At 57.2% G+C, this 23,322-nt stretch carries 24 protein-coding genes; 8 read left to right on the forward strand and 16 right to left on the reverse strand.

The window, feature by feature from the left end; translation table 11 throughout:
• Together G505_RS0110660 and G505_RS0110665 are read right to left on the reverse strand one after the other, a co-directional pair.
• A partial coding sequence (locus tag G505_RS0110660) for an IS3 family transposase (protein ID WP_028109429.1) occupies positions 1 to 260 on the reverse strand: 260 nt, incomplete at its 3' end.
• Between the two features lie 378 nt (positions 261 to 638).
• A complete protein-coding gene (locus G505_RS0110665; RefSeq protein ID WP_028109539.1) occupies positions 639 to 905 on the reverse strand; it encodes a hypothetical protein in 267 nt (88 codons plus the stop codon).
• 600 nt (positions 906 to 1,505) lie between these two features.
• Here G505_RS0110665 and G505_RS0110670 point away from each other — a divergent pair.
• Positions 1,506 to 1,757: a hypothetical protein gene (locus G505_RS0110670; RefSeq protein ID WP_028109540.1), complete on the forward strand. Its 252-nt coding sequence runs from the start codon at positions 1,506 to 1,508 to the stop codon at positions 1,755 to 1,757.
• A 94-nt stretch (positions 1,758 to 1,851) separates the two neighbouring features.
• On the opposite strand, the gene lpxM is transcribed toward G505_RS0110670, so the two are convergent.
• From lpxM to G505_RS0110685, 3 genes are all read right to left on the reverse strand, one after another.
• Entirely contained in the window at positions 1,852 to 2,802 is a 951-nt protein-coding gene (gene lpxM / locus G505_RS0110675; protein ID WP_051216080.1) for a lauroyl-Kdo(2)-lipid IV(A) myristoyltransferase, read from the reverse strand.
• Positions 2,803 to 2,931: 129 nt separating this feature from the next.
• Positions 2,932 to 3,882 (reverse strand): lipid A biosynthesis (KDO)2-(lauroyl)-lipid IVA acyltransferase, encoded by a 951-nt coding sequence (locus tag G505_RS0110680; RefSeq protein WP_028109542.1) that lies wholly within the window; start codon positions 3,880 to 3,882, stop codon positions 2,932 to 2,934.
• A gap of 169 nt (positions 3,883 to 4,051) precedes the next feature.
• Positions 4,052 to 4,477: an OsmC family protein gene (locus tag G505_RS0110685; protein ID WP_028109543.1), complete on the reverse strand. Its 426-nt coding sequence runs from the start codon at positions 4,475 to 4,477 to the stop codon at positions 4,052 to 4,054.
• Between the two features lie 130 nt (positions 4,478 to 4,607).
• On the opposite strand from G505_RS0110685, the gene G505_RS0110690 reads away from it, so the two are divergent.
• Entirely contained in the window at positions 4,608 to 5,036 is a 429-nt protein-coding gene (locus G505_RS0110690) for a nucleotide triphosphate diphosphatase NUDT15 (protein ID WP_028109544.1), read from the forward strand.
• Positions 5,037 to 5,040: 4 nt separating this feature from the next.
• Here G505_RS0110690 and G505_RS0110695 read toward each other — a convergent pair whose 3' ends face one another.
• Positions 5,041 to 5,517 carry a GNAT family N-acetyltransferase gene (locus tag G505_RS0110695; RefSeq protein WP_245568363.1) on the reverse strand — a complete coding sequence of 159 codons (477 nt, stop codon included), beginning with the start codon at positions 5,515 to 5,517 and terminating at the stop codon, positions 5,041 to 5,043.
• Positions 5,518 to 5,695: 178 nt separating this feature from the next.
• On the opposite strand from G505_RS0110695, the gene G505_RS0110700 reads away from it, so the two are divergent.
• Entirely contained in the window at positions 5,696 to 7,465 is a 1,770-nt protein-coding gene (locus tag G505_RS0110700) for a sensor domain-containing diguanylate cyclase (protein WP_028109546.1), read from the forward strand.
• Here the strand turns inward: G505_RS0110700 and G505_RS0110705 are convergent, their stop codons facing one another.
• From G505_RS0110705 to G505_RS0110735, 7 genes are all read right to left on the reverse strand, one after another.
• Positions 7,466 to 7,936, reverse strand: coding sequence for a hypothetical protein (locus tag G505_RS0110705; RefSeq protein WP_028109547.1), 471 nt, complete (start codon positions 7,934 to 7,936; stop codon positions 7,466 to 7,468).
• Positions 7,933 to 8,292 (reverse strand): VOC family protein, encoded by a 360-nt coding sequence (locus G505_RS0110710; protein WP_028109548.1) that lies wholly within the window; start codon positions 8,290 to 8,292, stop codon positions 7,933 to 7,935. The genes G505_RS0110705 and G505_RS0110710 overlap by 4 nt, the downstream gene beginning before the upstream one ends.
• Positions 8,289 to 9,017 (reverse strand): SGNH/GDSL hydrolase family protein, encoded by a 729-nt coding sequence (locus G505_RS0110715; protein WP_028109549.1) that lies wholly within the window; start codon positions 9,015 to 9,017, stop codon positions 8,289 to 8,291. The genes G505_RS0110710 and G505_RS0110715 overlap by 4 nt, the downstream gene beginning before the upstream one ends.
• Positions 9,018 to 9,232: 215 nt before the next feature.
• Entirely contained in the window at positions 9,233 to 9,538 is a 306-nt protein-coding gene (gene ihfA / locus G505_RS0110720; protein ID WP_028109550.1) for an integration host factor subunit alpha, read from the reverse strand.
• A gap of 4 nt (positions 9,539 to 9,542) precedes the next feature.
• Complete coding sequence (pheT, locus tag G505_RS0110725; protein WP_028109551.1) at positions 9,543 to 11,930, reverse strand: phenylalanine--tRNA ligase subunit beta; 2,388 nt, start codon at positions 11,928 to 11,930, stop codon at positions 9,543 to 9,545.
• A gap of 10 nt (positions 11,931 to 11,940) precedes the next feature.
• Positions 11,941 to 12,924 (reverse strand): phenylalanine--tRNA ligase subunit alpha, encoded by a 984-nt coding sequence (gene pheS, locus G505_RS0110730; RefSeq protein ID WP_028109552.1) that lies wholly within the window; start codon positions 12,922 to 12,924, stop codon positions 11,941 to 11,943.
• A 108-nt stretch (positions 12,925 to 13,032) separates the two neighbouring features.
• The gene (locus G505_RS0110735) at positions 13,033 to 13,983 is read right to left on the reverse strand and encodes an NAD(P)H-quinone oxidoreductase (protein WP_028109553.1); all 951 of its coding nucleotides are present in this window, start codon (positions 13,981 to 13,983) and stop codon (positions 13,033 to 13,035) included.
• 144 nt (positions 13,984 to 14,127) lie between these two features.
• Between G505_RS0110735 and G505_RS0110740 the strand changes: the two genes are divergently transcribed.
• Both G505_RS0110740 and G505_RS0110745 read left to right on the forward strand, forming a co-directional pair.
• A complete protein-coding gene (locus G505_RS0110740; protein WP_028109554.1) occupies positions 14,128 to 15,609 on the forward strand; it encodes a methyl-accepting chemotaxis protein in 1,482 nt (493 codons plus the stop codon).
• A gap of 217 nt (positions 15,610 to 15,826) precedes the next feature.
• The gene (locus G505_RS0110745; protein WP_028109555.1) at positions 15,827 to 16,438 is read left to right on the forward strand and encodes a GNAT family N-acetyltransferase; all 612 of its coding nucleotides are present in this window, start codon (positions 15,827 to 15,829) and stop codon (positions 16,436 to 16,438) included.
• Between the two features lie 9 nt (positions 16,439 to 16,447).
• On the opposite strand, the gene G505_RS0110750 is transcribed toward G505_RS0110745, so the two are convergent.
• The 3 genes from G505_RS0110750 to G505_RS0110760 form a co-directional block, all read right to left on the reverse strand.
• Positions 16,448 to 17,053 (reverse strand): AAA family ATPase, encoded by a 606-nt coding sequence (locus G505_RS0110750; protein ID WP_028109556.1) that lies wholly within the window; start codon positions 17,051 to 17,053, stop codon positions 16,448 to 16,450.
• 146 nt (positions 17,054 to 17,199) lie between these two features.
• Positions 17,200 to 18,447: a peptidoglycan DD-metalloendopeptidase family protein gene (locus G505_RS21320; protein ID WP_051216082.1), complete on the reverse strand. Its 1,248-nt coding sequence runs from the start codon at positions 18,445 to 18,447 to the stop codon at positions 17,200 to 17,202.
• A 96-nt stretch (positions 18,448 to 18,543) separates the two neighbouring features.
• Complete coding sequence (locus G505_RS0110760) at positions 18,544 to 19,317, reverse strand: methyltransferase (protein WP_028109557.1); 774 nt, start codon at positions 19,315 to 19,317, stop codon at positions 18,544 to 18,546.
• A gap of 187 nt (positions 19,318 to 19,504) precedes the next feature.
• Between G505_RS0110760 and dmeF the strand changes: the two genes are divergently transcribed.
• The 3 genes from dmeF to G505_RS0110775 all read left to right on the forward strand — a co-directional run bounded on the left by dmeF (position 19,505) and on the right by G505_RS0110775 (position 23,252).
• The gene (dmeF, locus tag G505_RS0110765; protein ID WP_051216084.1) at positions 19,505 to 20,515 is read left to right on the forward strand and encodes a CDF family Co(II)/Ni(II) efflux transporter DmeF; all 1,011 of its coding nucleotides are present in this window, start codon (positions 19,505 to 19,507) and stop codon (positions 20,513 to 20,515) included.
• A gap of 140 nt (positions 20,516 to 20,655) precedes the next feature.
• Positions 20,656 to 21,846 carry a class I SAM-dependent methyltransferase gene (locus tag G505_RS0110770; protein ID WP_028109559.1) on the forward strand — a complete coding sequence of 397 codons (1,191 nt, stop codon included), beginning with the start codon at positions 20,656 to 20,658 and terminating at the stop codon, positions 21,844 to 21,846.
• 485 nt (positions 21,847 to 22,331) lie between these two features.
• Positions 22,332 to 23,252, forward strand: coding sequence for a hypothetical protein (locus tag G505_RS0110775; protein ID WP_028109560.1), 921 nt, complete (start codon positions 22,332 to 22,334; stop codon positions 23,250 to 23,252).
• Positions 23,253 to 23,322: the final 70 nt, after the last annotated feature.

Below are 23,322 nucleotides of genomic sequence, written 5' to 3' on the forward strand. Positions count from 1 at the left end.
TTTAATATCACCTTCTCTCGCTCAAGACGGTTAATCCGGGCCTCCAGCTCCTGAATCTTCTGCTGTTCTGGAGTCAGGGCTTTGTTTGTCGGTGTGGTGCCGCCTCTCTCCTCCTCCAGCTGCTTAACCCAGCGCCTGAGGATGGTCTCACCGATATCGAGAGAGCGGCTGGCTTCGGGGACTGAGTATCCCTGGTCGAGTACTAGACTGGCAGCCTCGAGCTTGAACTCGGGCGTGAAGGAACGACGTTTTCTGGTCATGGAACACCTCTTGTTACGGTGGTGACTTTACCACCTTAAGTGGTGTCCGGGATCATTAGACCACTACATGGGTGTCTTGATAGGGAGCTCAACAGAGGGGCAAAACTCTGGATGTCTCGATAAGGAAGGATCGAAATAAGGATGGGTGTCTCGATTGGAAGGGGTGTAACTGTGGGTGTCTTGGTAAGAGAGGGGGAAGAAAAACGGCCCCGCATGTGCGGGGCCGATAGGACTGATCTGTTTCACCCTCTTAAGGGGCATCATCTCAGTACGGCTTTATCAATTGATTATATTGCCGTTGTTTTTATTAAACGTCCTGTAAATACAGCAACGCCAGCAGGTGGCGTGACATATCCCCCTAAGTCCCACTTGGAGTGGTTAGTTGAATAACTCAAACTCGCCGGATTCGATCTCGGCCTTAAGATCCAGGTAGTCGCTCAACCGCAGACCGGTCAGTTCGAAACCCAGAAATTGCTTATTCTGCTGTTCATTCACGTCATCCAGACGCTGGCACATCTGTGCCTCGGCCTGCTCCAGCGCACCCTCGGCGCTGTCAGCCTGCACATCAAATTGCTCAAAATGGAAACCAATGAAGTTCTCTTCGGCATCGGTCTCATTGGCTCGCCCAAAAACCACGTAGTCCATTTTTGTTATCCTTCAAGTTCGATTCGATGATTAAGTTATACTGGTCGGACATAAATTAAAAGACCTTAAAAATATATTTTTTATTAACTTTGTTTTACAGAGACTTATAAAAGTTGGTTTTCTACAGGAACGTTAACTAGATCACATTGACTCAAAACTTAAAATCAAAAACATTTTCATCTGCCGCGACGCAAAATTGACGCAATATCACCACGCCACACCATTAAATCCTTATGTAACAGCAAGTTAAGACACTTTTAGGATGGCGAGGCACACAAACAAAATGAGGCCCCTAGTAATTTAACTAGTGAAATTAGCGGGATAGATTATTCGTTTACAAATAGTTACACCCATTACTTAAATGATTGAAAATATAAACCTGAGTTATAAAGTTAAAGATCGTCAAACATTTATATTTGGATTCTCGGGCTACAAACCAATTTAGCTATTCAACTCACTGAATTACTGTAGAAATTCAAATGATTGGGTCCTGGCGCACTCACCGATTCGAAAAAGATTCACAAAAATCAGTGGTCTCTCCCTTGACACCCAAATGAGAACAGTTATCATTTGCGGTAACGATATGAGAGGAGACCTACCATGCTGTTTACCATTGATGCCCGTTTGGACCAGCGCCCCTGCAGCCTGACCGTGTACCACTCACTCAGTGGTCGGCCGGTAATGCGCCTCCAGGAGCAAGAGTTGAATGAGATGCTGGAGGCCGGCGATATCTGCCTGCAGGAGCTGACCAGCAACGACAGCCAAACCCTGCATAACCTGGCCTGGGAGCTGTTGCTGTTTCAAAGCGCTGCACACACCCGGCACAGCTCTCTGAGCAGCTTCGAGGCGTGAGGCCATGATCTCGGCCATGCCCCCGGATGCCCCATGCGAACGTTGTGATGACACAGAAAAGATAACGCCCGGCAAGTGCCGGGCGTTTCTGTCTTTATCGGTAGAGAAGCTTGGCCCCCTCGGGCCGGGTATGCAGCACTTTGAGAAACCACATGTACTGTTCCGGATGAGCCCCTATCAGCCGCTCCAGTTGATGGTTGAGCAGTGACGCCTCCGCCTCCTTGGAGAGCTTAGTGCCCAGATCCAATGCCTCAAACACCTCCATGGTCATATTGCCCCTCTCCTTATCGATGCCAATGGTCAATGGCAGAACCGTGGCCCCCCCGCAGTTGGCCAAGCGGCCAATCACCGGCAGGGTCGCCTTCTGGGTGGCAAAGAAATCGGCAAAGATGCTCTTCTCGGGACCATGGTCCTGATCAGGCAGATAGAAGAAACTCTCGCCCCGACGCAGCCCCTGAACCAGTGTGCGTAAGCCTGCATCTCTGTGATACACGGTGCCACCGAAACGGCAGCGCTGACGCACGCTGAGCCAGTTGAACACCGGGTTCTTGTGGTGCTTGACCATGCCCATCATCGGCAGCCCCCAGGAGGAGAGCCTGGCGCCGGCGTATTCGATACCCCACAGGTGTGGCACCAGAAAGACAATAGGCTTGCCCTGGTCTCGGGCTCGTTCGATGTGCTCCAACCCTTTGATGGCGATGTGCTTCTCCAGGTGCTTACGGGACTTGACCGCCAACACCCCCATGCTTAAGCCCACCAGGGAGAAGTTGAACATCATCTTCTTCAGGATCGCCTCGGTCTCCGCCTCACTCATGTCGGGGAAACAGGCGCCCAGGTTGGCCCTGGCGATGCGGAAAGGTTTCTTGCAGAAGGGGCGAATGACCCGCGCCAGTCCTCTGGCCATCCAATAGCGTACCCGGTGAGGCAGATACGCCAGCAGCACCATCATCCCCACCGCCAGCCAGGAGGGCCAGTACTTGGGCGACAACATACTGCGGCAGAATTCCACCCGGTAGGGTTGGTTCGGAGAGATGGGCAGGGACATAATATTGTTCTAATGGTTGTGCTTCTGAATTCGGATCACACCTTACCTGAACCCTGACTGACTCACAACGATCGCCCGATAAACTCGGGCGTCAGATTGGTTTCGAAATAATAACTGAATAGGATTTCATCAACGACTGTAGGGATCGGGCCGCCCCGGAGGCTGACTCTTGAAGAACTTCAGAATCCACATGTATTGCGCAGGCTCGGGTCCAATCAAGGCTTCTATCTCCTGATTCAGGCGGCGAGCGTCCTGTTCTGCGTCCGCAACAACCTCGGTCACCGGCGGACGAATGACGCCGCGAAATACCCCTCGCTCACGGTCATACAGGGCGGCCATGGGGAAGATCACTCCGTCGGTGGCCTGAAGCATCTTGCTCATGCAGGGCAACGTTGCCTTATGGGTGGCGAACAGTGGTACATAAGCACTGCGTGACAGGCCATGATCCTGATCCGGCAGATAATAGGCGCTGTATCCCTCTTTGATGGCGCCGAGCAATGAATGGATGCCTGCACCACGACCGAAGATCTTGCCGCCGAATCGACTGCGAGCCTTCTGCATCAGGTAGTCAGTCGCTTCATTTTTCTGAGGGTTGACCATGGTGGTCATGGGGTAGCCCCTGGAGGCCAGCAGCAATCCGGGAAAATCCACAAACCAGGTATGGGGTACGATGAAGGTCAGCGGCTTGTCGCCATCCAGATAGGGGCTCAAATGCTCTTCACCCTCCAGCTGAATATGACGCTCCAGCCAGCGGCGGCTGCGCACCAGCAAGGTCGAGCCAGACAACAGTGAGATCGCCGCCAATTCGAACATCTCATCCAGCACCTTCTGACGCCGCTCGGCACTCCAATCAGGAAAGCAGAGTTTGAGGTTGATCTCAGCCCGACGACGGCTGCGCTGAGCCCGTCGGCCAACGCTGCGCCCCAACCAGGCGCCCAGCCGGTCCCGCCAGCGAAATGGCAGGAAGGCGATGACAATAAACAGCGGCATTATCAGCCACACCCCCAGATATTTGGGGTGTAACAGGCCGAGGCGAAAACCGGGACGGTGCTCCGGTACAGAGGAATCTTTGGCAGTCACGTTCATATACTTGCAAGGACATTGAACACGCAGGATCGACAAGGGGCCGACTCTCGCCCAACGGATGGTTGAGATACTCGGCCCCCAGGGGACACTGGTCAGTGCCAAGATTATAACAGCAGAAAGTAGGTAAACTGTAGTTCCCTACAAAGCACCGCTTAAATCATATTCAGCCGATGTGGTGAGTGGCCACAGAGGCTCTCAGTATGTTGTCGTGAATCGGGCAGCGGTGACAGGTCTTGTCCAGAAACGCCTGCTTCTGCTCATCGGTCAGGTCGGCGTCGATGTCGGCGACAATCTCAAAGGATTTGAAGCCAACAGGATCGTCGCTCTCCTTGCCCACCAGACCGGCGGGGTTCAGGACCGCTTTCACGTCCACCTCAATGCCGCGCAGATCAATTTTATCTTCACGAGCCACCATCTTGCCTATGGTTGAGATGCAGCCGGCCAGAGAGAACAGAAACGTTTCCAGGGGGTTGGCACCTTCATCGCCACCACTGGGCTGATCGATGACCAGGGTGTGGTTACGCACCTGAGCGGTCACTTTCCAGCCCTGAGTCATGGAGGAACGAACGTGATAGATCTTGTCGGCCATAGTAAAAAGTCTCTTACATTAGAAATCGCTAAAGCATGCTAGGGAATTGCTGCCCACCGTGCAAGCATCTCTTTGACATTAACACGGCTCTGGGTAATCCTTTGTGGCCCGGATCACCCGAATTCAGATTATGACTCACCCAAAGGTCGGAATCGGCGTCATTATTCGCCGCAACGACGGCAAGATTCTCATCGGCAAACGCAAAGGCAGTCACGCCCCCTACTTCTCCATTCCCGGCGGCCACCTGGAGTTGGGGGAGAGTTTCGAGCAAACCGCCATACGCGAAGCCTGGGAGGAGACCGGCCTGGTCATCGACACCCCTCAGGTTCTGGCGATCACCAACAACCTTCGTACCTATCGCGAAGAGGGAAAACACTACGTTTCTGTGGTTCTGCTGGCAGACCATCAAGGGGAGGATCCGGTCAATCGGGAACCGGACAAGTGTGAAGGCTGGCTATGGGTGGATCCCAGGACTCTGCCACAGCCCCATTTCGACGCCAGCGAACAGAGCATCGCCTGTTACCTGGCCGGCACGCACTACCTGGCCCCCAAAGAGTAACGCCCTAGAGCGCCTTCATCATCCAGCAGTCACAGGCACTGTGACCGCTGTTGCCCCAGGGCGCCTGCAGCCGCTCAAACCCCCTGGACTCATACAGTTTCCTTGCCTGGACCATGGGTTCGAAAGTTTCCAGGTAGCAGTGGTGATAGCCCTGACCCTCGGCGAAATTCAGTGCCGTTTCCAGCAGCGCCTGTCCAATGCCCTTACCCCGGCACAGGGGACTGAGGTACATCTTCTGCAACTCACAGGTTGCCGGCCAATGGCAATCGAAGGGAGCGATACCCACTCCCCCCACAACGCGTCCATCCAGCTCCGCGACCCAATAACGGGCCCCTTGCTCCAGATAGGCACGGCTCAACGCATCCAGCTCCGGGTCCTGCCAGGCAAAGCCGGGACGATCAGCCCCAAATTCCGCCAGCACTTCTCTAATGATTTCAGCTAACTGGAAATCATCTTTCGAACAAATCTCACGAATATTCATCATCATGCCCCTGAGTATCTCAAGCTCACAAAACCGCGGCCCGACGGCCATTCTTTACTTACCATCCATTCTATTCTGATGGCAAATTTGTAAGAATGACCCTGAGATCTGTAGCAGGTGATTTACATTCACCTGTCACAAGATCACTGTTTTAACATCGGATTGGCCGGACTCACGGATGAAACAGCTCTCCTTCACGCTTGAAGACAACAACGATCTCTCCCAGTTCCTGGGAGATCCTGAACTGACGCGGCTGGCCCCTGGTGCCAGCGCCATGCTGGTTCAGCTGTACAGTGCTTATCAGGATCCGAAGCGGCTCGAACAGATCGCCTCGGAAACGCTGAACCGTTTCCCACAGGCGCAGGTGGTTGGTGCCACGACCGTCGGGGAGATTCATCAGGGCCACACCCAAACCGGAACGACGGTGATCGGCGTGACGCTGTTTGAGTCGAGCGGTGTGGAAGCTCTGTTCCTGCCCTGTGCCCGTGGAAAAGAGAGCCAGGCCGGTCGCGAACTCGGTCAGTTACTGGCGCAGCGGCTGGAGGTTGCCGGCCTGCTGCTGCTGACCACCTCCACCGCCTTTAACACCAACACTTTGATTTCTGAGCTGGGCCGCACCTCCCCCCCCTTCCCGGTGTTTGGCGGCGGAGCCGCGGACTACGGCAAGGTGAAGCGCTCTTTGGTGGTTCATCAGGACAAATCTCATGAAAGTGGCGTCGTGGCGGTGATCTTTAAAGGCACCGACCTGAAGGTCGACTGCCACAGCTACCTGGGCTGGCGCGCACTGAGCAAACCCATGATCGCCACCGAGGTAAAGGATCTGACGCTGAAGCTGCTGGACAACCGGCCCGCCTTCGAGGTGCTGTCCCGCTACCTGAACATCACCAACGACGACAGTTTTCACCTGAGTGCCCTGGAGTTCCCCCTGATGGTGACCCGGGGCGAGCACACCCTGGCACGCACCCCGATTGCGGTGGGACGCGGACACAGCATCGAGTTCTTTGCCGACATAAAACAGGGGGAACAGGTGCGGCTGGGCTATGGTGATCCGCGAATGATCATCCGCGATGCCCGCCAGGTCCACCGTAAGATGGCAGCCTTCGCACCAGAAGCGGTGTTCCTCTACAGCTGCGGCTGCCGCCGATTCCTGATGCAGGAGCAGGTGGAGATGGAAACCCAGCCCTTCCAACAGCTGGCTCCCACCACAGGTTTCTACACCTATGGCGAGTTCTTCGGTAATGGTGAGGAGCTGCTGCTGCTCAACTCCACCATGGTGGCGGTGGGAATGCGGGAAGGGGACGCCGATGCCGAGCGGGTGCAGGCTCAGCAATCCCTGGAGGACGCATCCCAGGAGCGCGTCGACGACCCCTACGCCAATCAGCACATCCGCATCATGGAGCGGCTGATGCACTTTATCGACGCCGTCACCGATGAGTTACAGCAAGCGAGCCACGAACTCGAGGAGAAGGCCACGGTCGATAAGCTGACTCAATTGCCCAACCGGGTTCAATTGGAGGAGCTGCTCACCCAGGAAATTCTGCATGAAGAGCGTTACGGACGCCCCTTCTCACTGATCCTGCTGGACATAGACAGCCTGTCGGAGATCAACGACCGCCACGGTCGGCTGATCGGTGACGAAGTGGTATCCGAAACCGCCCAACTGCTGAACGCCCACACCAGGCGCACTGATCTGGTGGGGCGCTGGGAGGGGGGAACCTTCATGGTGATCCTGCCGGACACCCAGCTGGCGGAAGCCAAGGTCGCCGCCATCAAGTTGTACGCCATGTTTGGCCAGACCCACTTCACCCATGGCGAACACTGCACCGCCAGCCTGGGGGTGGCTCAGTACCCACCAGGTTATGCCTTAGAGCAGATGGTCAGTCGGGTGCGCCAGTCCCTGAGCCGGGCCAAGCAGGCCGGTGGTGACCAGGTAAACACCCTGAACTGATCAGCGCGCCAGCCGCTTCAGCTCGCCCTCCTCCAGGGCAAAGCGCAGCCGATTGAGCCGGGTGGGCGGCGACACCATGGGTTCGCTCGCATCCCTGTCTCTGAACGTCACTGACAGTCGCTGGCCTGTCACCTCCATGGCATCCAGGGCGATGCGGTCCCCGAGGAAAACCGCCGGCAAAGGTTTGAAACCGCAGCTCAGTCCCAGGTTGACCGACAGATAATAGAAGCTGCCGCTGCCCCCGGGCTGATGCACCACCACATCCACCACTTCATCGATGCCATCTCCATCCAGATCCCCCTTGGCGGCCAGCATGGGGGTCAGACCCGGGTGGCTGACATCCATGGACACACCCTCTAGCAGATGGCTCGCAGGGGCCGTCTGAGTGCAAACTTGTGGCGCCTCGTTATCGGGCGCCGCCTGGCAACCCACCAGCAACCACACAGCCGTTACGCAGAACGCCAGCCTCATACCAACGGCTCCTTATCACTCCAGATGGCCAGTTCATTGCCGCCAGGCTCGACAAAATGGAAACGACGACCGCCGGGAAAGGCGAACACCGGACGGCAGATCTGTGCCCCCAGGCTGGAGACCTTCTCCAGACTGGCCTCCAAATCGTCACTGTAGAGCACCACCAGAGCGCCCCCTTGCTCGACCCGGCAGCCCCGCTCACTGCGATACAGTCCGCCCTGAAGCCCTGCGCCATCGAAGGCGGTGTAGTCCGCGCCGTAGTCGGTGAAACGCCAGCCAAAGGCCGACTCAAAAAAGCTCCGGCTGGCCGCCAGGTGCGTGCTGCCAAATTCGATGTAGTTGATGGTTTCGCTCATGTCACCTTTCCTGATGTTGATTCTGCCCAGCGCCGCTCGATGCAACCTGCCACTTCCTCGGCCCACAACCGATAGATCTCGGGACCGGGATGAAACCCGTCTGAGGCCATCAGCGCCGGATCATCCAGGGGGCCAAACTCTACCCGGTCACAGTCAGGTTGCTGCGCCATCCACTGACGCACCCGGTTGTCCAGCACAGACGCGTGCCGCCCCAGAGTCCAGCGCAAAGGCTGTGGCAACACGGGAAACTGGCCAATGGGGGGAATGGCGGCAGCCACTATGTGGCGACAACCGTATTTCTCCCGCAACAAGGACACCAACTGCTGCTGTTGCCCGAGCCATTTTCTGGCGCCTACCCCTCGGGTCACGTCATTGACCCCCAGGGAGATTACCACCACATCAAAGGTCTCTGCCTTGCGTTTGCTCAGGTATCTCAACATCTTGGCCGTGGTCAAGCCGCTGCGGGCCACCAGCCGCCAGTGCAAGTTAAAGTTGGACTGCAGAGCTGTGGCGAGCTGGCCGGACAGCGCCTGATGCTGGTGGCCCACCCCGACACCGGCGGCGGCGGAGTCCCCCAACACCATCACCCGCAGATTGGGCCCCTGGCCCACCTGACCATGACGACGGCCCGACGCCTGGGGCAAACGCACCGCAGTGCGGCGCACTCTGACCCCCTGATACAGCAGCAGCGGCCACAGCACCGCGCTGGTCAGCAGATAATCCATTTATCCTCTCCATGGGGCCACAGAACCCCCGCCTTCCGTACACCAATTTCACTGAATACGCGATGTGCCCACTGCACCGGAGACCATGTGCCAATCAGGGCGGGACAGCCTAAACCGACTGTAGTGATCAAATAGTCAGTGAAATGGGTATTAGCCAGCTTATACAAAAAAACCCAGCCGCTAAGGGCTGGGTTTTCGAAAGACTCAAAGCCGAATCAGGCTTCTTCCCTGTCCAGTTCCAGATCCTCTACTCTGGCTTTTAACTTTTGACCGGGACGGAATGTCACCACACGACGGGCGGAGATTGGAATGTCTTCGCCAGTCTTGGGGTTGCGTCCAGGACGCTGATTCTTATCCCGAAGTTCAAAATTACCAAAACCCGACAGCTTCACTTGTTCGCCCAACTCCAGGGCCAGACGAATCTCTTCGAAATACGCCTCTACCAGATCCTTGGCATCTTTCTTGTGAATGCCGAGAGTTTCGGTCAGGTGCTCTGCCATATCGGCTTTGGTTAAGGCCATGATATCAGTCCCTCAACTGTGCGTTGAACTCTTGAGCAAGAGTGGCAACGATGGTATCGACAGCGTCGGCGATGTCTTGATCTTCTAACGTACGCTCGACATCCTGCAAGGTCAGGGCAATCGCCAGGCTCTTGTGGCCGGGTTCAATTCCCTTTCCTTGGTATACATCGAATAAGTTTACGCCAACCAGCTGTTTTAAGCCAATTTTCTTGATCAATCCGATAACATCGCCTGCTCCAACCTCTTCCTTCACCACAACAGCAATATCACGACGGCTGGCGGTGTACTTGGAAACAGGCTGGGCGTCGGGTACCTGACGATCTGCAACGGCGGCCATCTCGAGCTCAAATACCAGGGTGCGACCGTTCAGGCCCAGCTTCTTCTCGTGCTGAGGGTGAACGGCGCCCATCAGGCCAATGACCTTGCCACCCTTGAGGATCTCGGCACTCTGGCCGGAGTGCAGCGCCGGGTGACTGGCAGGACGGAAGCTGAAGGCATCGGCGTCGTTGGTCAGGGCCAGCATCGCTTCCACGTCCCCTTTCAGGTCGAAGAAGTCGACGGCGCGGCTGTCCATCTGCCAATGCTCATCGGCCACAGGGCCGGCAATCACGCCGGCAATCATCGGCTCCTGACGAATGCCATTTTCGGCGTTCTCATCGGGGATGAACCGCAAACCTGTCTCGAACAGGCGTACGCGGGACTGCTGACGTGCCTGGTTGTAGGCCACGGAGCCCAGCAGACCGGTCCACAGGGACAGGCGCATGGCGGACATCTCGGAGGAGATGGGGTTAGGCAGAACCAGGGGCTCAACGCCGGGGTGCAGCAGGGCCTGCTGTTTGGGGTCCACGAAGCTGTAAGTAATCGCTTCCTGGAAACCACGGTCCACAAACAGGGAGCGCAGGCGTTTGCCATGCAGATCCGCCTCGCGGTGCTCCACCATCTCCAGCGTGGCCACAGGCGCCAGGTTGGGGATGTTGTTGTAACCGTAGATGCGAGCCACCTCTTCAATCAGGTCCTGCTCGATGGCCATATCGAAACGCCAGCTGGGCGCCTTGGCCTGCCAGCCGCCGTCGATGGCGCTGACTTCGCAGCCCAGACGGGTGAGGATCTCTTCCACCTGCTCATCATTGATGTGATGGCCCAGCAGGTTGTCCAACTTCTCGCGACGCAGGGTGATGGTGGCCGCCTTGGGCAGGTGTTCCTCGGACACGGCTTCAACAACCGGACCGACTTCACCGCCGCAGATCTCAACCAGCAGTTGAGTGGCCCGCTCCATGGCGCGGGCCTGCAACTGAGGATCCACACCGCGCTCGAAGCGGTGAGAGGCATCGGTGTGCAGGCCGTAGGCCCGCGCACGGCCCAGGATCGCCAGCGGGGCGAAGAAGGCACACTCCAGCAGCACGTCGGTGGTGTCACCGTTGACGCCGCTGTGCTCGCCACCGAAGATGCCGGCCAGAGCCAGAGGGCCATTGTCGTCGGCGATCAACAGGGTATCGGCGTTGGGCTTGCACTCGCTGCCGTCCAGCAGGGTCAGCTCATCGCCCTCTTTGGCCATGCGCACCTGGATGTCGCCGTTGAGGCGAGCCAGGTCGAAGGCGTGCATGGGCTGGCCCAGCTCCAGCATCACAAAGGCGGTGATGTCGACGATGGCGTCGATGGAGCGGATTCCGGAGCGACGCAGCTTCTCCTGCATCCACAGAGGAGAGGCAGCCTTAACGTTGACGTTCTTCACCACACGACCCAGGTAGCGGGGACACTGCTCTGGGGCGTCCACCCGGATGCCAACCACGTCGTCAATCACCGGGGCAACGGCATCGATGGCAGGCTGGTTAACCGACAGGCTGTTGAGTACGCCCACTTCACGGGCCAGACCGGCCAGGCCGAGACAGTCGGCACGGTTGGCGGTCAGGTCCACCTCGATGATGGAATCATCCAGGCCGAGGAACTCACGGAAATCGGTGCCAATGGGGGCATCGACAGGCAGCTCCATGATGCCGTCGCTCTCTACGTCGATACCCAGCTCGGAGAAGGAGCAGAGCATACCGTGAGAAGGCTGACCACGCAGCTTGGCTTTCTTAATCTTGAAGTTGCCGGGCAGCACCGCACCGACGGTGGCCACGGCCACTTTCAGGCCCAGGCGGCAATTTGGCGCGCCACAGACGATGTCGAGCAGCTCTTCGCCGCCCACATTCACCTTGGTCACACGCAGTTTGTCGGCGTCAGGGTGCTGGCCACACTCGACCACTTCACCCACAACCACACCGGTGAACTCACCGGCAACAGGATCGACACCGTCTACTTCCAGACCGGCCATGGAGATCTGTTCGGACAACTCGTCAGTGGAGATAGCAGGGCTCACCCACTCACGCAGCCAGGATTCGCTGAATTTCATTGACGGCCTCTTACTGGAACTGTTTCAGGAAACGCAGGTCGTTCTCGAAGAACGCACGCAGGTCGTTGACGCCGTAGCGCAGCATGGTCAGGCGCTCAACGCCCATACCGAAGGCAAACCCGGAGTACTTTTCAGGATCGATGTTGACCGCCTTGAGTACGTTGGGGTGAACCATGCCGCAGCCCAGTACCTCGAGCCACTTGCCGTTTTTGCCCATCACGTCCACCTCGGCGGAGGGCTCGGTGAAGGGGAAGTAGGAGGGGCGGAAGCGTACCTGCAGATCTTCCTCGAAGAAGTTACGCAGGAACTGATGCAGCACACCCTTGAGTTCGGCGAAGCTCACCTTCTCAGCCACAACCAGGCCTTCGACCTGGTGGAACATGGGAGTGTGGGTCATGTCGTAGTCGTTACGATACACGCGGCCAGGGCAGATGATGCGGATGGGCGGCTGTTGCTTCTCCATGGTGCGGATCTGCACGCCACTGGTGTGGGTGCGCAGCATCAGCTCAGGGTTGAAGAAGAAGGTATCGTGGTCGGCACGAGCAGGGTGATGCGCAGGAATGTTCAGGGCATCAAAGTTGTGGAAGTTGTCTTCCACCTCAGGACCGGTGCTCACGGAGAAACCGATCTCAGCAAAAAACTGTTCGATACGTTCGATGGTGCGGGTCACCGGGTGCAGTCCGCCGGCGGCCAGTGTACGGCCAGGAGCGGTCACGTCGATGGCCTCGGCGGCCAGCTTGGCGTTCAGGGCCTCGGTCTGCAGAGCCTGAATACGCTCGTTCAGGGCGCGCTGAACCTGCTGTTTGCCTTCATTGATGGCCTGGCCCGCTTTGGGCTTCTCTTCGGGAGAGAGGGAACCCAGGGATTTCATCAGGGCGGTGATTTCACCCTTCTTACCCAGGTACTGAACCCGGATATCGTCAAGCGCCTTCAGATCGGCGGCGGCTTCTACCGCAGCCAGACCTTTAGCGACAATTTCTGCTAATTGCTGCATGATCGTTATTTTCTCTGTACCAACCGCAAATTATGGGGGGAGAGTTTCCGTGAAAACGACAAATTGTACTCCATTGTGGACCCAAGCAAAACCGCAATTTGGCCCGGTTCAGCTGGATTCAAGGGATAATATCAATTTTCCTTGGTTTTCATTGGCAGCCATACGCTTGTGCGCCTGCGCCACCTGTTGCCAGGGGTAGCTGCTGTCCACCACAGGTCTCAGTTCCCCAGACACAAAACTCTCTGAAAAGCGACGTAAAAACCCCTGAACCAAACGAGCTTTGTAGTGACTGCTGCGATTTCTCAGGGTTGAGCCGGTCAAGGTCGCCCTTTTGGCCAGTAAGCGGGCGTAATCCAACGTGCCGTGGCGCCCTCCCTGCATCGCCAGGGTAATGATGCGACCATCCAGGGCCAGGCTGCGCAAGTTAGGCTCCAGGTAGTGGCCCCCCACCATGTCCAGAATCAGATCCTGCTCCGCCACCCCTTCCCACCAGTCGCCCTGGCGGTAGTTAATGGCCCTGTCTGCCCCCAGAGAGTGGCAGAACGCGACTTTCGCCTGGCTACCGCAGGTTACCGTCACCTCTGCGCCCAGAACACGGCCCAACTGGATGGCGGCGCTGCCCACCCCTGAGGCACCGGCATGAATCAGCAGCCGCTCTCCCGGGCCGAGGTCGCCAATGATCACCAGTGCCTGATAGGCGGTCACAAAGGCCTCTGGTATGGCGGCCCCCTCGATGAAACTCAGGTTGTCCGGAAGCGGCATCAGCTGTCCTCTGGGCACCCAGGCCCGCTCGGCATAGCCGCCACCATCGAGCAGGGCCATCACCCTCTGCCCCTGCTTCCAGGGACCCTGGTCCCGTACCACCACACCGGCGACCTCCAACCCGAGCAGGTCACTGGCCCCTGGCGGAGGCGGGTAATGCCCGGCCATCTGCAGCAGATCGGCCCGATTGACTCCGGCGGCCTTGACCTCCAGCTCGACCCAATCTGCGGGCACCGCCATCTCGCTCACCTGCCCCAGAACCAGTTTTCCCTCTGTGTTCACTGTCAATGCCTGCATGATGATTCCTTTTTCGCCACTCAAAAGGGCAAACGAGCCCCGTTTGTGACGGCTGTCACCTTTGATGTCAAATCCGCTAAAGGCTATGCCTCATGGTTCGATATCTTGTCTAAATGGTCGTAGTTTTTCCAAAAAAGAGAACATATGTCTGACACCTACAAACCCAGCTGGCTGGAGCGCTTGCTTATCTCACTCTCCCTTAGGGAAAAGTTCGCTCTTCTGGCCGTCTTTCCGCTGCTGGGATTTCTCATCGTGGCCGGTGCCGTATTCACCAAGGTACAGGATGAACTGATTCACACCCATCAGATGGAGCAACAGACCCAGGTCAGCCAGCTAAAACAGGTTTTGACTTCCCTGCCCGCCCAGCAGCGCCAGGACCTGATCAAAAACCTCAACGGCGTGTCCCTGGTGGCCGCATCCAGCGATCGCCAACTGGCCCAGGCGGCTCGCCAGGGCCTGTCTCTGGTTCAGGGTGATGAGGTACGCACCGCGACTCACCTGGGCGACCAGTTACTGGTGGTCAGTGAGCACTATGTGGTCAACGACGAGTTGATGCGCATCTTCCAGACCCCGATGTACCTGATCCTCTTTGTGGCCCTGTTCTGCACCTTCTGGGCGGTGGTGGTCCGTCGCTTTGTGATGGGCGCCATGGACTACATGCGCGAGGTGATGGCCAAGGCCTGTGCCAACGATCTGACCGTACGCCTGGACTTTGTCCCCGGCCGGGATGATTTTCGCCCCTTGGCCAACTCCATTGATGCTCTTATCGAGACTCGCCGCAATGTGGTACTGAGCCTGAGGGTGATCTCCGACTCCATCAACCAGTCCGCCCACCAGGTGCTGAGCCAGATGGAAACCTCCAGCGAAATGGCCGTCGGCCAGCGGCAGCATCTGGACACCCTGGCGTCCGCCATGGAAGAGATGAGCGCCACGGTGAGAGAGGTGGCCAGCCACGCCGAAAGCACCGCCGACGAAACCCGTCAGGCCAACGAGCAGTCTCTGCATGGCCATCAAAGCCTGCAACAGACCATTACCGCCATCGAATCCCTGGTTTCCGACGTTCACAACGCCTCCGCTGCAGTGAACCAGGTGCACAGCAATGCCGCCAAGATTGACGAGGTGGTCACCACCATCAACGCCATCAGCGAACAGACCAACCTGCTGGCGCTCAACGCGGCCATTGAAGCCGCCCGGGCAGGCGAACAGGGCCGCGGCTTTGCCGTGGTGGCGGACGAAGTTCGCAACCTGGCCGCGCGGACTCAGGAAGCCACTGTGGAAATCCAGACCATGATTGAGGAGCTGCAAACCGGCACTCAGGCCCTGGAACAGGTGATGACCAACACGGTAGCGCGCGCCGAAGAGGGCCGTGAGCTGGTGAGTCAGGCAGGCGACGATCTGGACAAAATCACCCAGCACTCCGAGCGGGTCAACAGCATGAGCGCCCAGATTGCCACCGCAGCAGAGGAGCAGACCGCCGTGGCCAACGAGATTGCCGCCAGCCTGACCCAGGTGCGCAATCAATCCCACGAAGTGGAGGTGGCTGCCAACGAATCCCGTCAAGGCTGCGACGCCCTCACTGAGACCGCCGATGATCTGAAGGGCAAACTGGCCAACCTGCGCACCTGATCCCCAAACTGAGCGGCTGAATTCAGCTCGCGTCATATCACGCGCCTCGCCATTTTGCGAGGCGCGTTCATATTTCCTTACAGCACTCCCTTCTGTCTGAAATCTGCCCTATTCTTATCCGGAACAAAACTGGTAAACTGTGCGCAAATTCGACAAAGGTCTGACCCTTTGACGTGCGAGCCCCTCTTCCGCCAGCAGATGTAGGAATGCCAGCCCTATGGTGACAGACGAGATACTGACTGCCGACGATGCCAGCCGCTACTACAAGCGGGTGCACACCCATAAGGGCGTCGAAGTTGCTATCCGAGCCATACGCCCTGACGACAAGTACGAGATCCTGGACATCTTCCCCACCCTGTCCCAGCGCACCCTGTATATGCGGTTCTTCCGGGTCATCGAGGCGCCCAGCCTGGAATCCCTCACCCGCTACACCACGGTCGACTTTGCCACTACCCTGGCCTTTGTGGTCACCAAGGGACCCAACCAGAACATCGTCGCCGCCGGCCGGCTGATTCGGGCCACGGAGCACTCCAAGGTCGCGGAACTCTCCTGCCTGGTGGTGGACCATTACCAACACCAGGGGGTGGGCAACACCCTGGTGGCCGACCTGTTCCAGTCGGGCAAAGCCTGGGGCGTCGAACAGGTGATCGCCCTGGTGCACAGCGAAAACCACCCCATGCTGCGGCTGCTTAAAAACCAGGGTTACCCCTGTGAGATGCTGTTCGATGAAGGCGAATTCACCGTCACCCTGGACATCAGCCAGCCCCCCAGCGATGAGAATCGCACCAGTTACCGCACCACCATGGCGGCGATGCATCAGGCGGTCTGAACCTGCCGTTTATCCGCCCTGGCCGTCTTTGTCCCTGTGGTGCTGATTGATCACATTCTCTATGGTCATGATGCCAAACAGGATTTTCCTTAAGAAGGATTCTGAATTGGGGACGAAATGATAATTGGGGTGTTTCGACCAGACCGCCTGTAATCTGTTATCCAGTTCGGCGGCCTGGGCCGTGGACTCATTGCGGGTGGGGTTGTTGCTGCTGATATCCTGCCCCGTAGTGGCGGCAGACTCGAAGAAAATCACCGCATCGTATTGGGAAAATTCCTGCTCCAATGAGGAGTCCACGGCCTGGAAAAACGCGCTCTCCCCTTCAGGCCAGTAAGCCAGCCCATCGAGACTGCCCCTGTCGCACACCAATAACCTGTCCGGGTGGGCATGTTGCTGGATCGCCTCCAGGTTTTTCTGCAGGGCAAAGATGGTTTTCTGGATCTCTTTCAGCACCGCCGGGTCGTTGCTGCGGCTGACGCCACTGGAGAACAACAGGGTGGCCGCTTCCGGCACGATGGCGATTCGATGGCTGAGTTCGCGGCGAAACAGATCCAGCGCCGTGGTTTTACCTCCACCCGGTCCGCCGGTAACCACCACCTTGAGTTGCCTGGTCATACTGCCCCTCCTTGTCTGGCTTATCCCTAATTAGAGAATACGCCAGCGAATGGGATAAACCCATTGAGATAAGGCAATAAATACGACGTTAGCCGGAGAGAAGCAGAGAAGCCTGCTTGGGCAGGGCGCCCAAACAGGCCGGGCCATTACCCTTCAATACCCATCATGGTGCGGTATTCATGGGATTTGGCGTAGAAGGCCTGGCGATCTTTCTTTGGCACCGATGACGCCATGGGGATGTCGGCCTTCAGGGCATTCACCGGGCGGCCATTGATGTGGAACTCATAGTGCAGGTGCGCCCCGGTCACCCTTCCGGTGGCACCGGACAGACCGATACGCTGACCGCGGCTGACCCGCTGACCTTTACGCACCTTGATCTTCGACATATGCAGGTAGCGGGTGCGATAACGACCGCCATGGTCGATCACCACATAACGCCCTGCATAGGGGTGATTCTCCACCCGGGTCACCACCCCATCGCCGGCCGCCAGCAGCGGCGTACCGCTGGGCAGAGCCCAGTCGGTGCCATTGTGGGGCTTCACCCGGCCGGTGACCGGGTGTTTGCGTCTGGGATTAAAGTGATCGCTGATGCGGTACCTGCCGTTGAACGGCTTGGCCAGAAAGGCCCGCTGCAGGCTGTTGCCATCCTGATCGTAGAACTGGCCGTCACTGTGGCGGAAGGCGCTCACTTCACGGCCTCGCATCACGAAACTCACCGCCAGCACCTCGTGGGCGCCGGTGGCCTGACCATCGACAAATTGGGAGCTGCGCACCACACCGAAGCGGTCACCGGCACGAAGATCGCGACGGAAATTGACCTTGTCCTCAAACAGGTTTTCGATATTGGCCACATCGTTGGCACTCAGGCCTGCCTGAGTCGCCACCCGGGCAAAGCTGCCGTGCACCTCTCCTTCGAAGGCCTTGGATTCCCACTGGCCGTCGAGCAGGATATCCTCCACCTCGAAACTGCCGGGGGCCGCCAGGGTAAAGCGCACCTTGTGGGCCGGGCTCAACACCAGCTCCAGCTTTTGCAGGCTGTTGTCCGCTTCATCCAGCCAGAAATTCAGCCTATGACCGGGACGCAGAGTATCCAGCGCCAGTACCGAATAATCCGCTTCCAGCACCTGCACCATCTGCTGCTGGCTGACGCCAATCAGAGAAAAGATGCCACTCAAGTTGTCACCACTGGCCACCACGTAGCTCAGGGTCTCCGGCATCTCGAACTCGGCGGGGCTGGTCAAGACTGGCGCCGGGCTCGACACCAGTTCAGGCAGGTGTATTCGATGGGGTTGGGAGCTGGGGATCATGGCGTATACGGCTATGCTCAGGACTCCTGCCATCAACCACTTGGGCTGCAGGGCGCGCAGGTCCAGTGCCTGTAGTCTCTCTTTCACCACCCACTCCGATGAGAACTGTTCACATTCAGCGATACAAATTGCACTCTCAACACTCTTTTGTCAAAAAAGATAAAAGAAGTTCCGATCCAGCCCTCATCCGGGCCGCCTCAGGATAAGGTGGGTGTAACGCCCCATATCCCGGTACACCGGCTGTGGCGCGTACTCCAGCTCCAGGGCCAGCAACTGCTCATACTTGCCCTGTTGCATCGATTTATCCCTCAGGTAGTCATGAATAACCCGAACCCCCACTTGTCGTTCGAGCACCAGGCCCGCCTGCTCCAGCCAGTCTATTACCTGCTGGTTGTCGAACCCATGCTTGGGGGCCAGTTTCACCTTCTTCTTGCCATGGACCATGGTGTGCCCCAGGTTGTCGAAGTTGCCGGACACCAGATTGTGAATCTCCATGCCCCGATAGTTGAAGAACATCAGTGACAGACAGCCTCCGGGAGCCAGATGCTCCACCAGTCCCAACAGAGTTTCCTTGGGCTCAGCCAGCCACTCCATCACCGCATGACACAGGATGATGGGCACCGGTGCGGACAGATGCTCTCCAAGATCCTGAATCGGCGCATGGATAACCTGAAGTTGCTCGGCCAACCCCAGGTTTTGGGCACTTTCATCCGCCAGTTCCAGCATCTCAGTAGACAGGTCGCACAGAGTAATGGGGTGACCCAGAGCCGCCAGCTTAAGGGCAATCTGTCCCTGTCCACCGCCCGCATCCAGAATCGGGGTACCCGGGGAAAAGCGGGACAGCATATAGTCGGTCAGTTCGCGCATCACCACCGCTTCGCGGATACGCCCTTTGCTGCTGCTGTAGATGTTCCGGGCGAATTTGGATGCCCGGGTGTCGAAATTGATGTCAGTCACTCAGTTGTTGTTCCCTGTCGTCAGAGGCCCCTATTGTCGTCATGACCGAGCCGCTGTAAAGCGGTGGAATAATCAGACGAAAAAATCTCGCAAGAATTACAGGGCTAATAACATGACTTAGCGCATGTTTTTTCTACTGTGCTCCTACTAAAATTAGCAAACCATAATAAAACTGATTATCACTACTATGCACAGTCACTCCCTGGAACGCTGGCAACACCAGCACAGCTTCGCCCTGGAGCGGAAGAAGAACGAGCGCCGTACCCTGTACGCGGTACTGATTACCGCGGCCATGATGGTGATCGAAATTGTTACCGGCTACATCACTGGCTCTATGGCCCTTCTGGCCGATGGCTGGCATATGGCCACACACGTCGCCGCCTTTGGCCTGACCCTGTTTGCCTACAGCTTCGCCCGCAAGGCCGCCAAAGACCCCCTCTATAGCTTCGGTTCCGGCAAGGTGAACATTTTGGCGGGCTTTACCAGCGCCGTGGCCCTGGTGCTGGTGGCGATGCTGATGGCCATCGAGTCCATCTGGCGCCTGATTGAGCCTGTGGCCATCGACTACAACAACGCCCTGATCGTGGCCATCATAGGTCTGGTGATCAACGTGGTGTGTGCCTACCTGCTGCATCAGGGTGACGATCACCACCACCATGGCCACAGCCATGGACACAGTCACGGCCATCATCACGATCATGGGCACTCCCACGATCACGAACACGGCCACAGTCATGGCCATAGCCATGGTCACAGTCACGATCACAACCTCTATGCAGCCTACCTGCACGTGATCGCCGATGCCCTGACCTCCCTCACCGCCATCTTTGCCCTGCTGGCCGCCCGCTACTTCGATATGCCCGGGCTGGATCCCATCATGGGGGTCGTCGGTGCGGTGATCATCACCCGCTGGGGTTGGGGTCTGATTAAGGACACCTACCCCACTCTGCTGGACCGCTGCCCCAATGATCACTTGGCTGACCAGGTGAAAAGCCGCATCGAAGCGGACTGCGACAACCGGGTCGCCGATCTGCACCTGTGGCGCATTTCCGGCCATCACAGCGCCGCCATCATCAGCCTGGTAACCCACCACCCCAAGGATCCCACCTACTACAAGGAACTGCTGGCCGACGTACCGCAGCTGGCCCACGTGACCGTAGAGGTGCACCACTGCACCGATACCCCCTGCCTGGGCTGATACAGGCTCGCTCCTCTCTGGTTTCGCCTGAGAGAAACAACGCCAAATCATCAAGGCCGAAGGTTTCCCAACCTTCGGCCTTGCCGTAACGGCCCCAAGCTCCTACAATCCGCGCCAATTGCGAATAGTTGGACAAAGTGATGCAAAACAGCGTTGTTCTGGTAAAAGGCCGGGAAAAATCCCTGCTGCGCCGCCACCCCTGGGTGTTCTCCAAGGGGATTAAGAGAGTCGATGGCAAGCCCGGTCTGGGTGACACCGTGGAGGTTTTCGCCCACGACGGTCGCTGGCTGGGCCGTGGCGCCTACTCCCCACAGTCTCAGATCCGGGTTCGGGTATGGACCTTCAATCAGGATGAAGCCGTTGACGCCGACCTGCTGCGCAGTCGCATCCAGCGTGCCCAGGCGGGCCGTGATGCCTTGCCCAATGCCGGATCCTACACAGGCTACCGCCTGGTAGCCGCCGAGTCCGATGGCCTGCCCGGCATCACCATCGACCGCTTCAACGACGTTCTGGTGTGTCAACTGCTGTCGGCCGGCGCCGATGCCTGGCGCAACACCCTGGTAGAGGTGCTGTCCGAGCTCTACCCCCAGTGCGCCATTTATGAGCGCTCCGATGTGGACGTACGTAAAAAAGAGGGCCTCAAGCCCACCTCAGGCCTGCTCAAGGGCGAACTGCCCGAGCAACCCATGGCCATCGAGGAGAACGGCCTGAAGCTGCTGGTCAACGTGGTCACCGGCCACAAGACCGGCTACTACCTGGACCAGCGGGACAATCGTCTGGCCTCGAGCCGTTACGCCAAGGACAAAGAGGTGCTGAACTGTTTCAGCTACACCGGTGGCTTTGGCACCTACGCCCTGAAAGCTGGCGCCGCCAAGGTGGTGAACGCCGACGTCTCCGCTCCGGCGCTGGCCCTGGCGAAACAGAACGCCGAGATCAACCACCTGGATTTGAGCCGTGCCGAATTTGTCGAAGCGGACGTGTTCAAGCTGCTGCGCGAGTACCGCGAGCAGGGGCGCAGCTTCGATGTGATCATCCTGGACCCGCCCAAGTTCGCCGACAACAAGGCGCAACTGCCTGGCGCCTGCCGCGGCTACAAGGACATCAACATGGTGGCGATGCAGATCCTCAAACCCGGCGGCACCTTGCTGACCTACTCCTGCTCCGGCCTGATGGATGCCAGCCTGTTCCAGAAAATTGTGGCCGATGCCGCAGTGGACGCCGGCCGTGACGCCCAGATCCTGGAGCGCCTCAGCCAATCCCCCGATCACCCCATCGGCAGCGGATTCCCTGAAGGTTTCTATCTGAAGGGGCTGGCCCTGCGCGTCTGGTAAACCACCAGCGCCCAAAAACGACAAAGGGGCCATCTGGCCCCTTTTTGCTGCCCTGAACGCCTCACTAGGAACTCGACTCGGTCAACCATTAAAGATGGGTGTCTTGTTAGGGCTTTATTAAAGATGGGTGTCTTGCTAAGGCTTTTCGCAGTTAATAGGATTGAGAAACGTCAACAGACAGTATCAAAACAGTTCAATCACAATGCAAAATCACAAACGCGAACACCCCATTTCTTGACGCACTTAGAAGCTCTAAGTAACTTTGAATTTGATTCTCAGTCTGAAAGGATGCAGACAACTCGATACTAAAAGGACTTATGTATATGAGAACTCTACTATTAACATTGCTAATTTCGTTTGCCTCTATGGCCAGTAATATAGAGGTCTATTCCTGTGATACCTGCGATTACTCAAAAGCACTAGAGATTGCAAAGAAGTACCCACCCCCACCCCAGTGTCGCTGGGAAGGAGACCCCAACTCTCCCATGGAGTTTGGTAGTACGAGCCTTGTTTGTGACTCCACCCAAAAACCAATCATCGTTGCCAACCCCATTACCCGCACAGCTTACAAATTTCATGTGAGAACCTTTGGCGACTCTACAGACATCAAGGTCAGCGTCTCCACATCGAGTGTTTCATCGAAAGAGCAAGCATTATTGGAGGATTTTTACTCCCTTGACTCTGACTTTAGAGAGGCTATTAATTCTCTTTCATCTAACAAGCTCAATACCTCATCCATTCTGAGAAAGCCATACTCAGCCACATCTGCTGATGCAGGCGGCTGTGATAACCACCCCGTGAGCTACTTCAAAGACCAGAGAAGTCAGTCTCAGGTTCACCAAGGCTTAACTCGAGCTCTAGAAGGGCAACTGGGTGATAGCTCTTGGGGCGATTATTTCTCAGAAACAAGTTTTACTGGCGGTGGAGTGACCATCCTGAAAGATGGCGTCGGGATTCAAGTCAGCCTCCAGCACAACGAAGTGGGCAGCTTCATGAGTCAGGTATACGGCAACAGCTTAGATAATATCCTTGTATTTGAAGCACGGTATAACGGGGAGCTTAACGTAAGCGGAACTCGCCATCTGAATGTTAGCTACAAGCTAATGCAAGGCGCTTCCTTTATTGACGGCATCCAGGTAAACCTTCTGTTTAATGGAAATACTGTAGATCTGTCAAATACTCTCATTTCGGGCTGCTTAAGAGATTTCATTGACTCTCAAGCCAAATTAAATGAGGAAGGTTCTGGTTCATCCGGTGGTGGCGATGGTAGTGACAGTAGTAGCGGCACTGGCGCCGGAATTATTGGAGGTGGTGGTGTGTGTCTAGAGGTTAAAACTGCTAATTCTTGCGCAACTGCTCATGGCGAGACTACCTGCAAAGAGACCAATTTTATCGTTCGCTGCTAGTCCATTTTTTAAGCTGAGCTCTCCGCAGAGAGCTCAGCTTCTATCTTTAACTCATCGCGTCTTTCTGAGG

Source organism: Ferrimonas futtsuensis DSM 18154, from assembly GCF_000422645.1.
Classification (GTDB): Bacteria; Pseudomonadota; Gammaproteobacteria; order Enterobacterales; family Shewanellaceae; genus Ferrimonas; species Ferrimonas futtsuensis.

Excerpts from the sequence above, each read along its gene's own strand:
- G505_RS0110665 (WP_028109539.1), bottom strand. The coding sequence starts at position 905 with ATGGACTACGTGGTTTTTGGGCGAGCCAATGAGACCGATGCCGAAGAG.
- G505_RS0110670 (WP_028109540.1), top strand. The coding sequence starts at position 1,506 with ATGCTGTTTACCATTGATGCCCGTTTGGACCAGCGCCCCTGCAGCCTG.
- lpxM (WP_051216080.1), bottom strand. The coding sequence starts at position 2,802 with ATGTCCCTGCCCATCTCTCCGAACCAACCCTACCGGGTGGAATTCTGC.
- G505_RS0110685 (WP_028109543.1), bottom strand. The coding sequence starts at position 4,477 with ATGGCCGACAAGATCTATCACGTTCGTTCCTCCATGACTCAGGGCTGG.
- G505_RS0110690 (WP_028109544.1), top strand. The coding sequence starts at position 4,608 with ATGACTCACCCAAAGGTCGGAATCGGCGTCATTATTCGCCGCAACGAC.
- G505_RS0110695 (WP_245568363.1), bottom strand. The coding sequence starts at position 5,517 with ATGAATATTCGTGAGATTTGTTCGAAAGATGATTTCCAGTTAGCTGAA.
- G505_RS0110700 (WP_028109546.1), top strand. The coding sequence starts at position 5,696 with ATGAAACAGCTCTCCTTCACGCTTGAAGACAACAACGATCTCTCCCAG.
- G505_RS0110705 (WP_028109547.1), bottom strand. The coding sequence starts at position 7,936 with ATGAGGCTGGCGTTCTGCGTAACGGCTGTGTGGTTGCTGGTGGGTTGC.
- G505_RS0110710 (WP_028109548.1), bottom strand. The coding sequence starts at position 8,292 with ATGAGCGAAACCATCAACTACATCGAATTTGGCAGCACGCACCTGGCG.
- G505_RS0110715 (WP_028109549.1), bottom strand. The coding sequence starts at position 9,017 with ATGGATTATCTGCTGACCAGCGCGGTGCTGTGGCCGCTGCTGCTGTAT.
- ihfA (WP_028109550.1), bottom strand. The coding sequence starts at position 9,538 with ATGGCCTTAACCAAAGCCGATATGGCAGAGCACCTGACCGAAACTCTC.
- pheT (WP_028109551.1), bottom strand. The coding sequence starts at position 11,930 with ATGAAATTCAGCGAATCCTGGCTGCGTGAGTGGGTGAGCCCTGCTATC.
- pheS (WP_028109552.1), bottom strand. The coding sequence starts at position 12,924 with ATGCAGCAATTAGCAGAAATTGTCGCTAAAGGTCTGGCTGCGGTAGAA.
- G505_RS0110735 (WP_028109553.1), bottom strand. The coding sequence starts at position 13,983 with ATGCAGGCATTGACAGTGAACACAGAGGGAAAACTGGTTCTGGGGCAG.
- G505_RS0110740 (WP_028109554.1), top strand. The coding sequence starts at position 14,128 with ATGTCTGACACCTACAAACCCAGCTGGCTGGAGCGCTTGCTTATCTCA.
- G505_RS0110745 (WP_028109555.1), top strand. The coding sequence starts at position 15,827 with ATGGTGACAGACGAGATACTGACTGCCGACGATGCCAGCCGCTACTAC.
- G505_RS0110750 (WP_028109556.1), bottom strand. The coding sequence starts at position 17,053 with ATGACCAGGCAACTCAAGGTGGTGGTTACCGGCGGACCGGGTGGAGGT.
- dmeF (WP_051216084.1), top strand. The coding sequence starts at position 19,505 with ATGCACAGTCACTCCCTGGAACGCTGGCAACACCAGCACAGCTTCGCC.
- G505_RS0110770 (WP_028109559.1), top strand. The coding sequence starts at position 20,656 with ATGCAAAACAGCGTTGTTCTGGTAAAAGGCCGGGAAAAATCCCTGCTG.
- G505_RS0110775 (WP_028109560.1), top strand. The coding sequence starts at position 22,332 with ATGGAGTTTGGTAGTACGAGCCTTGTTTGTGACTCCACCCAAAAACCA.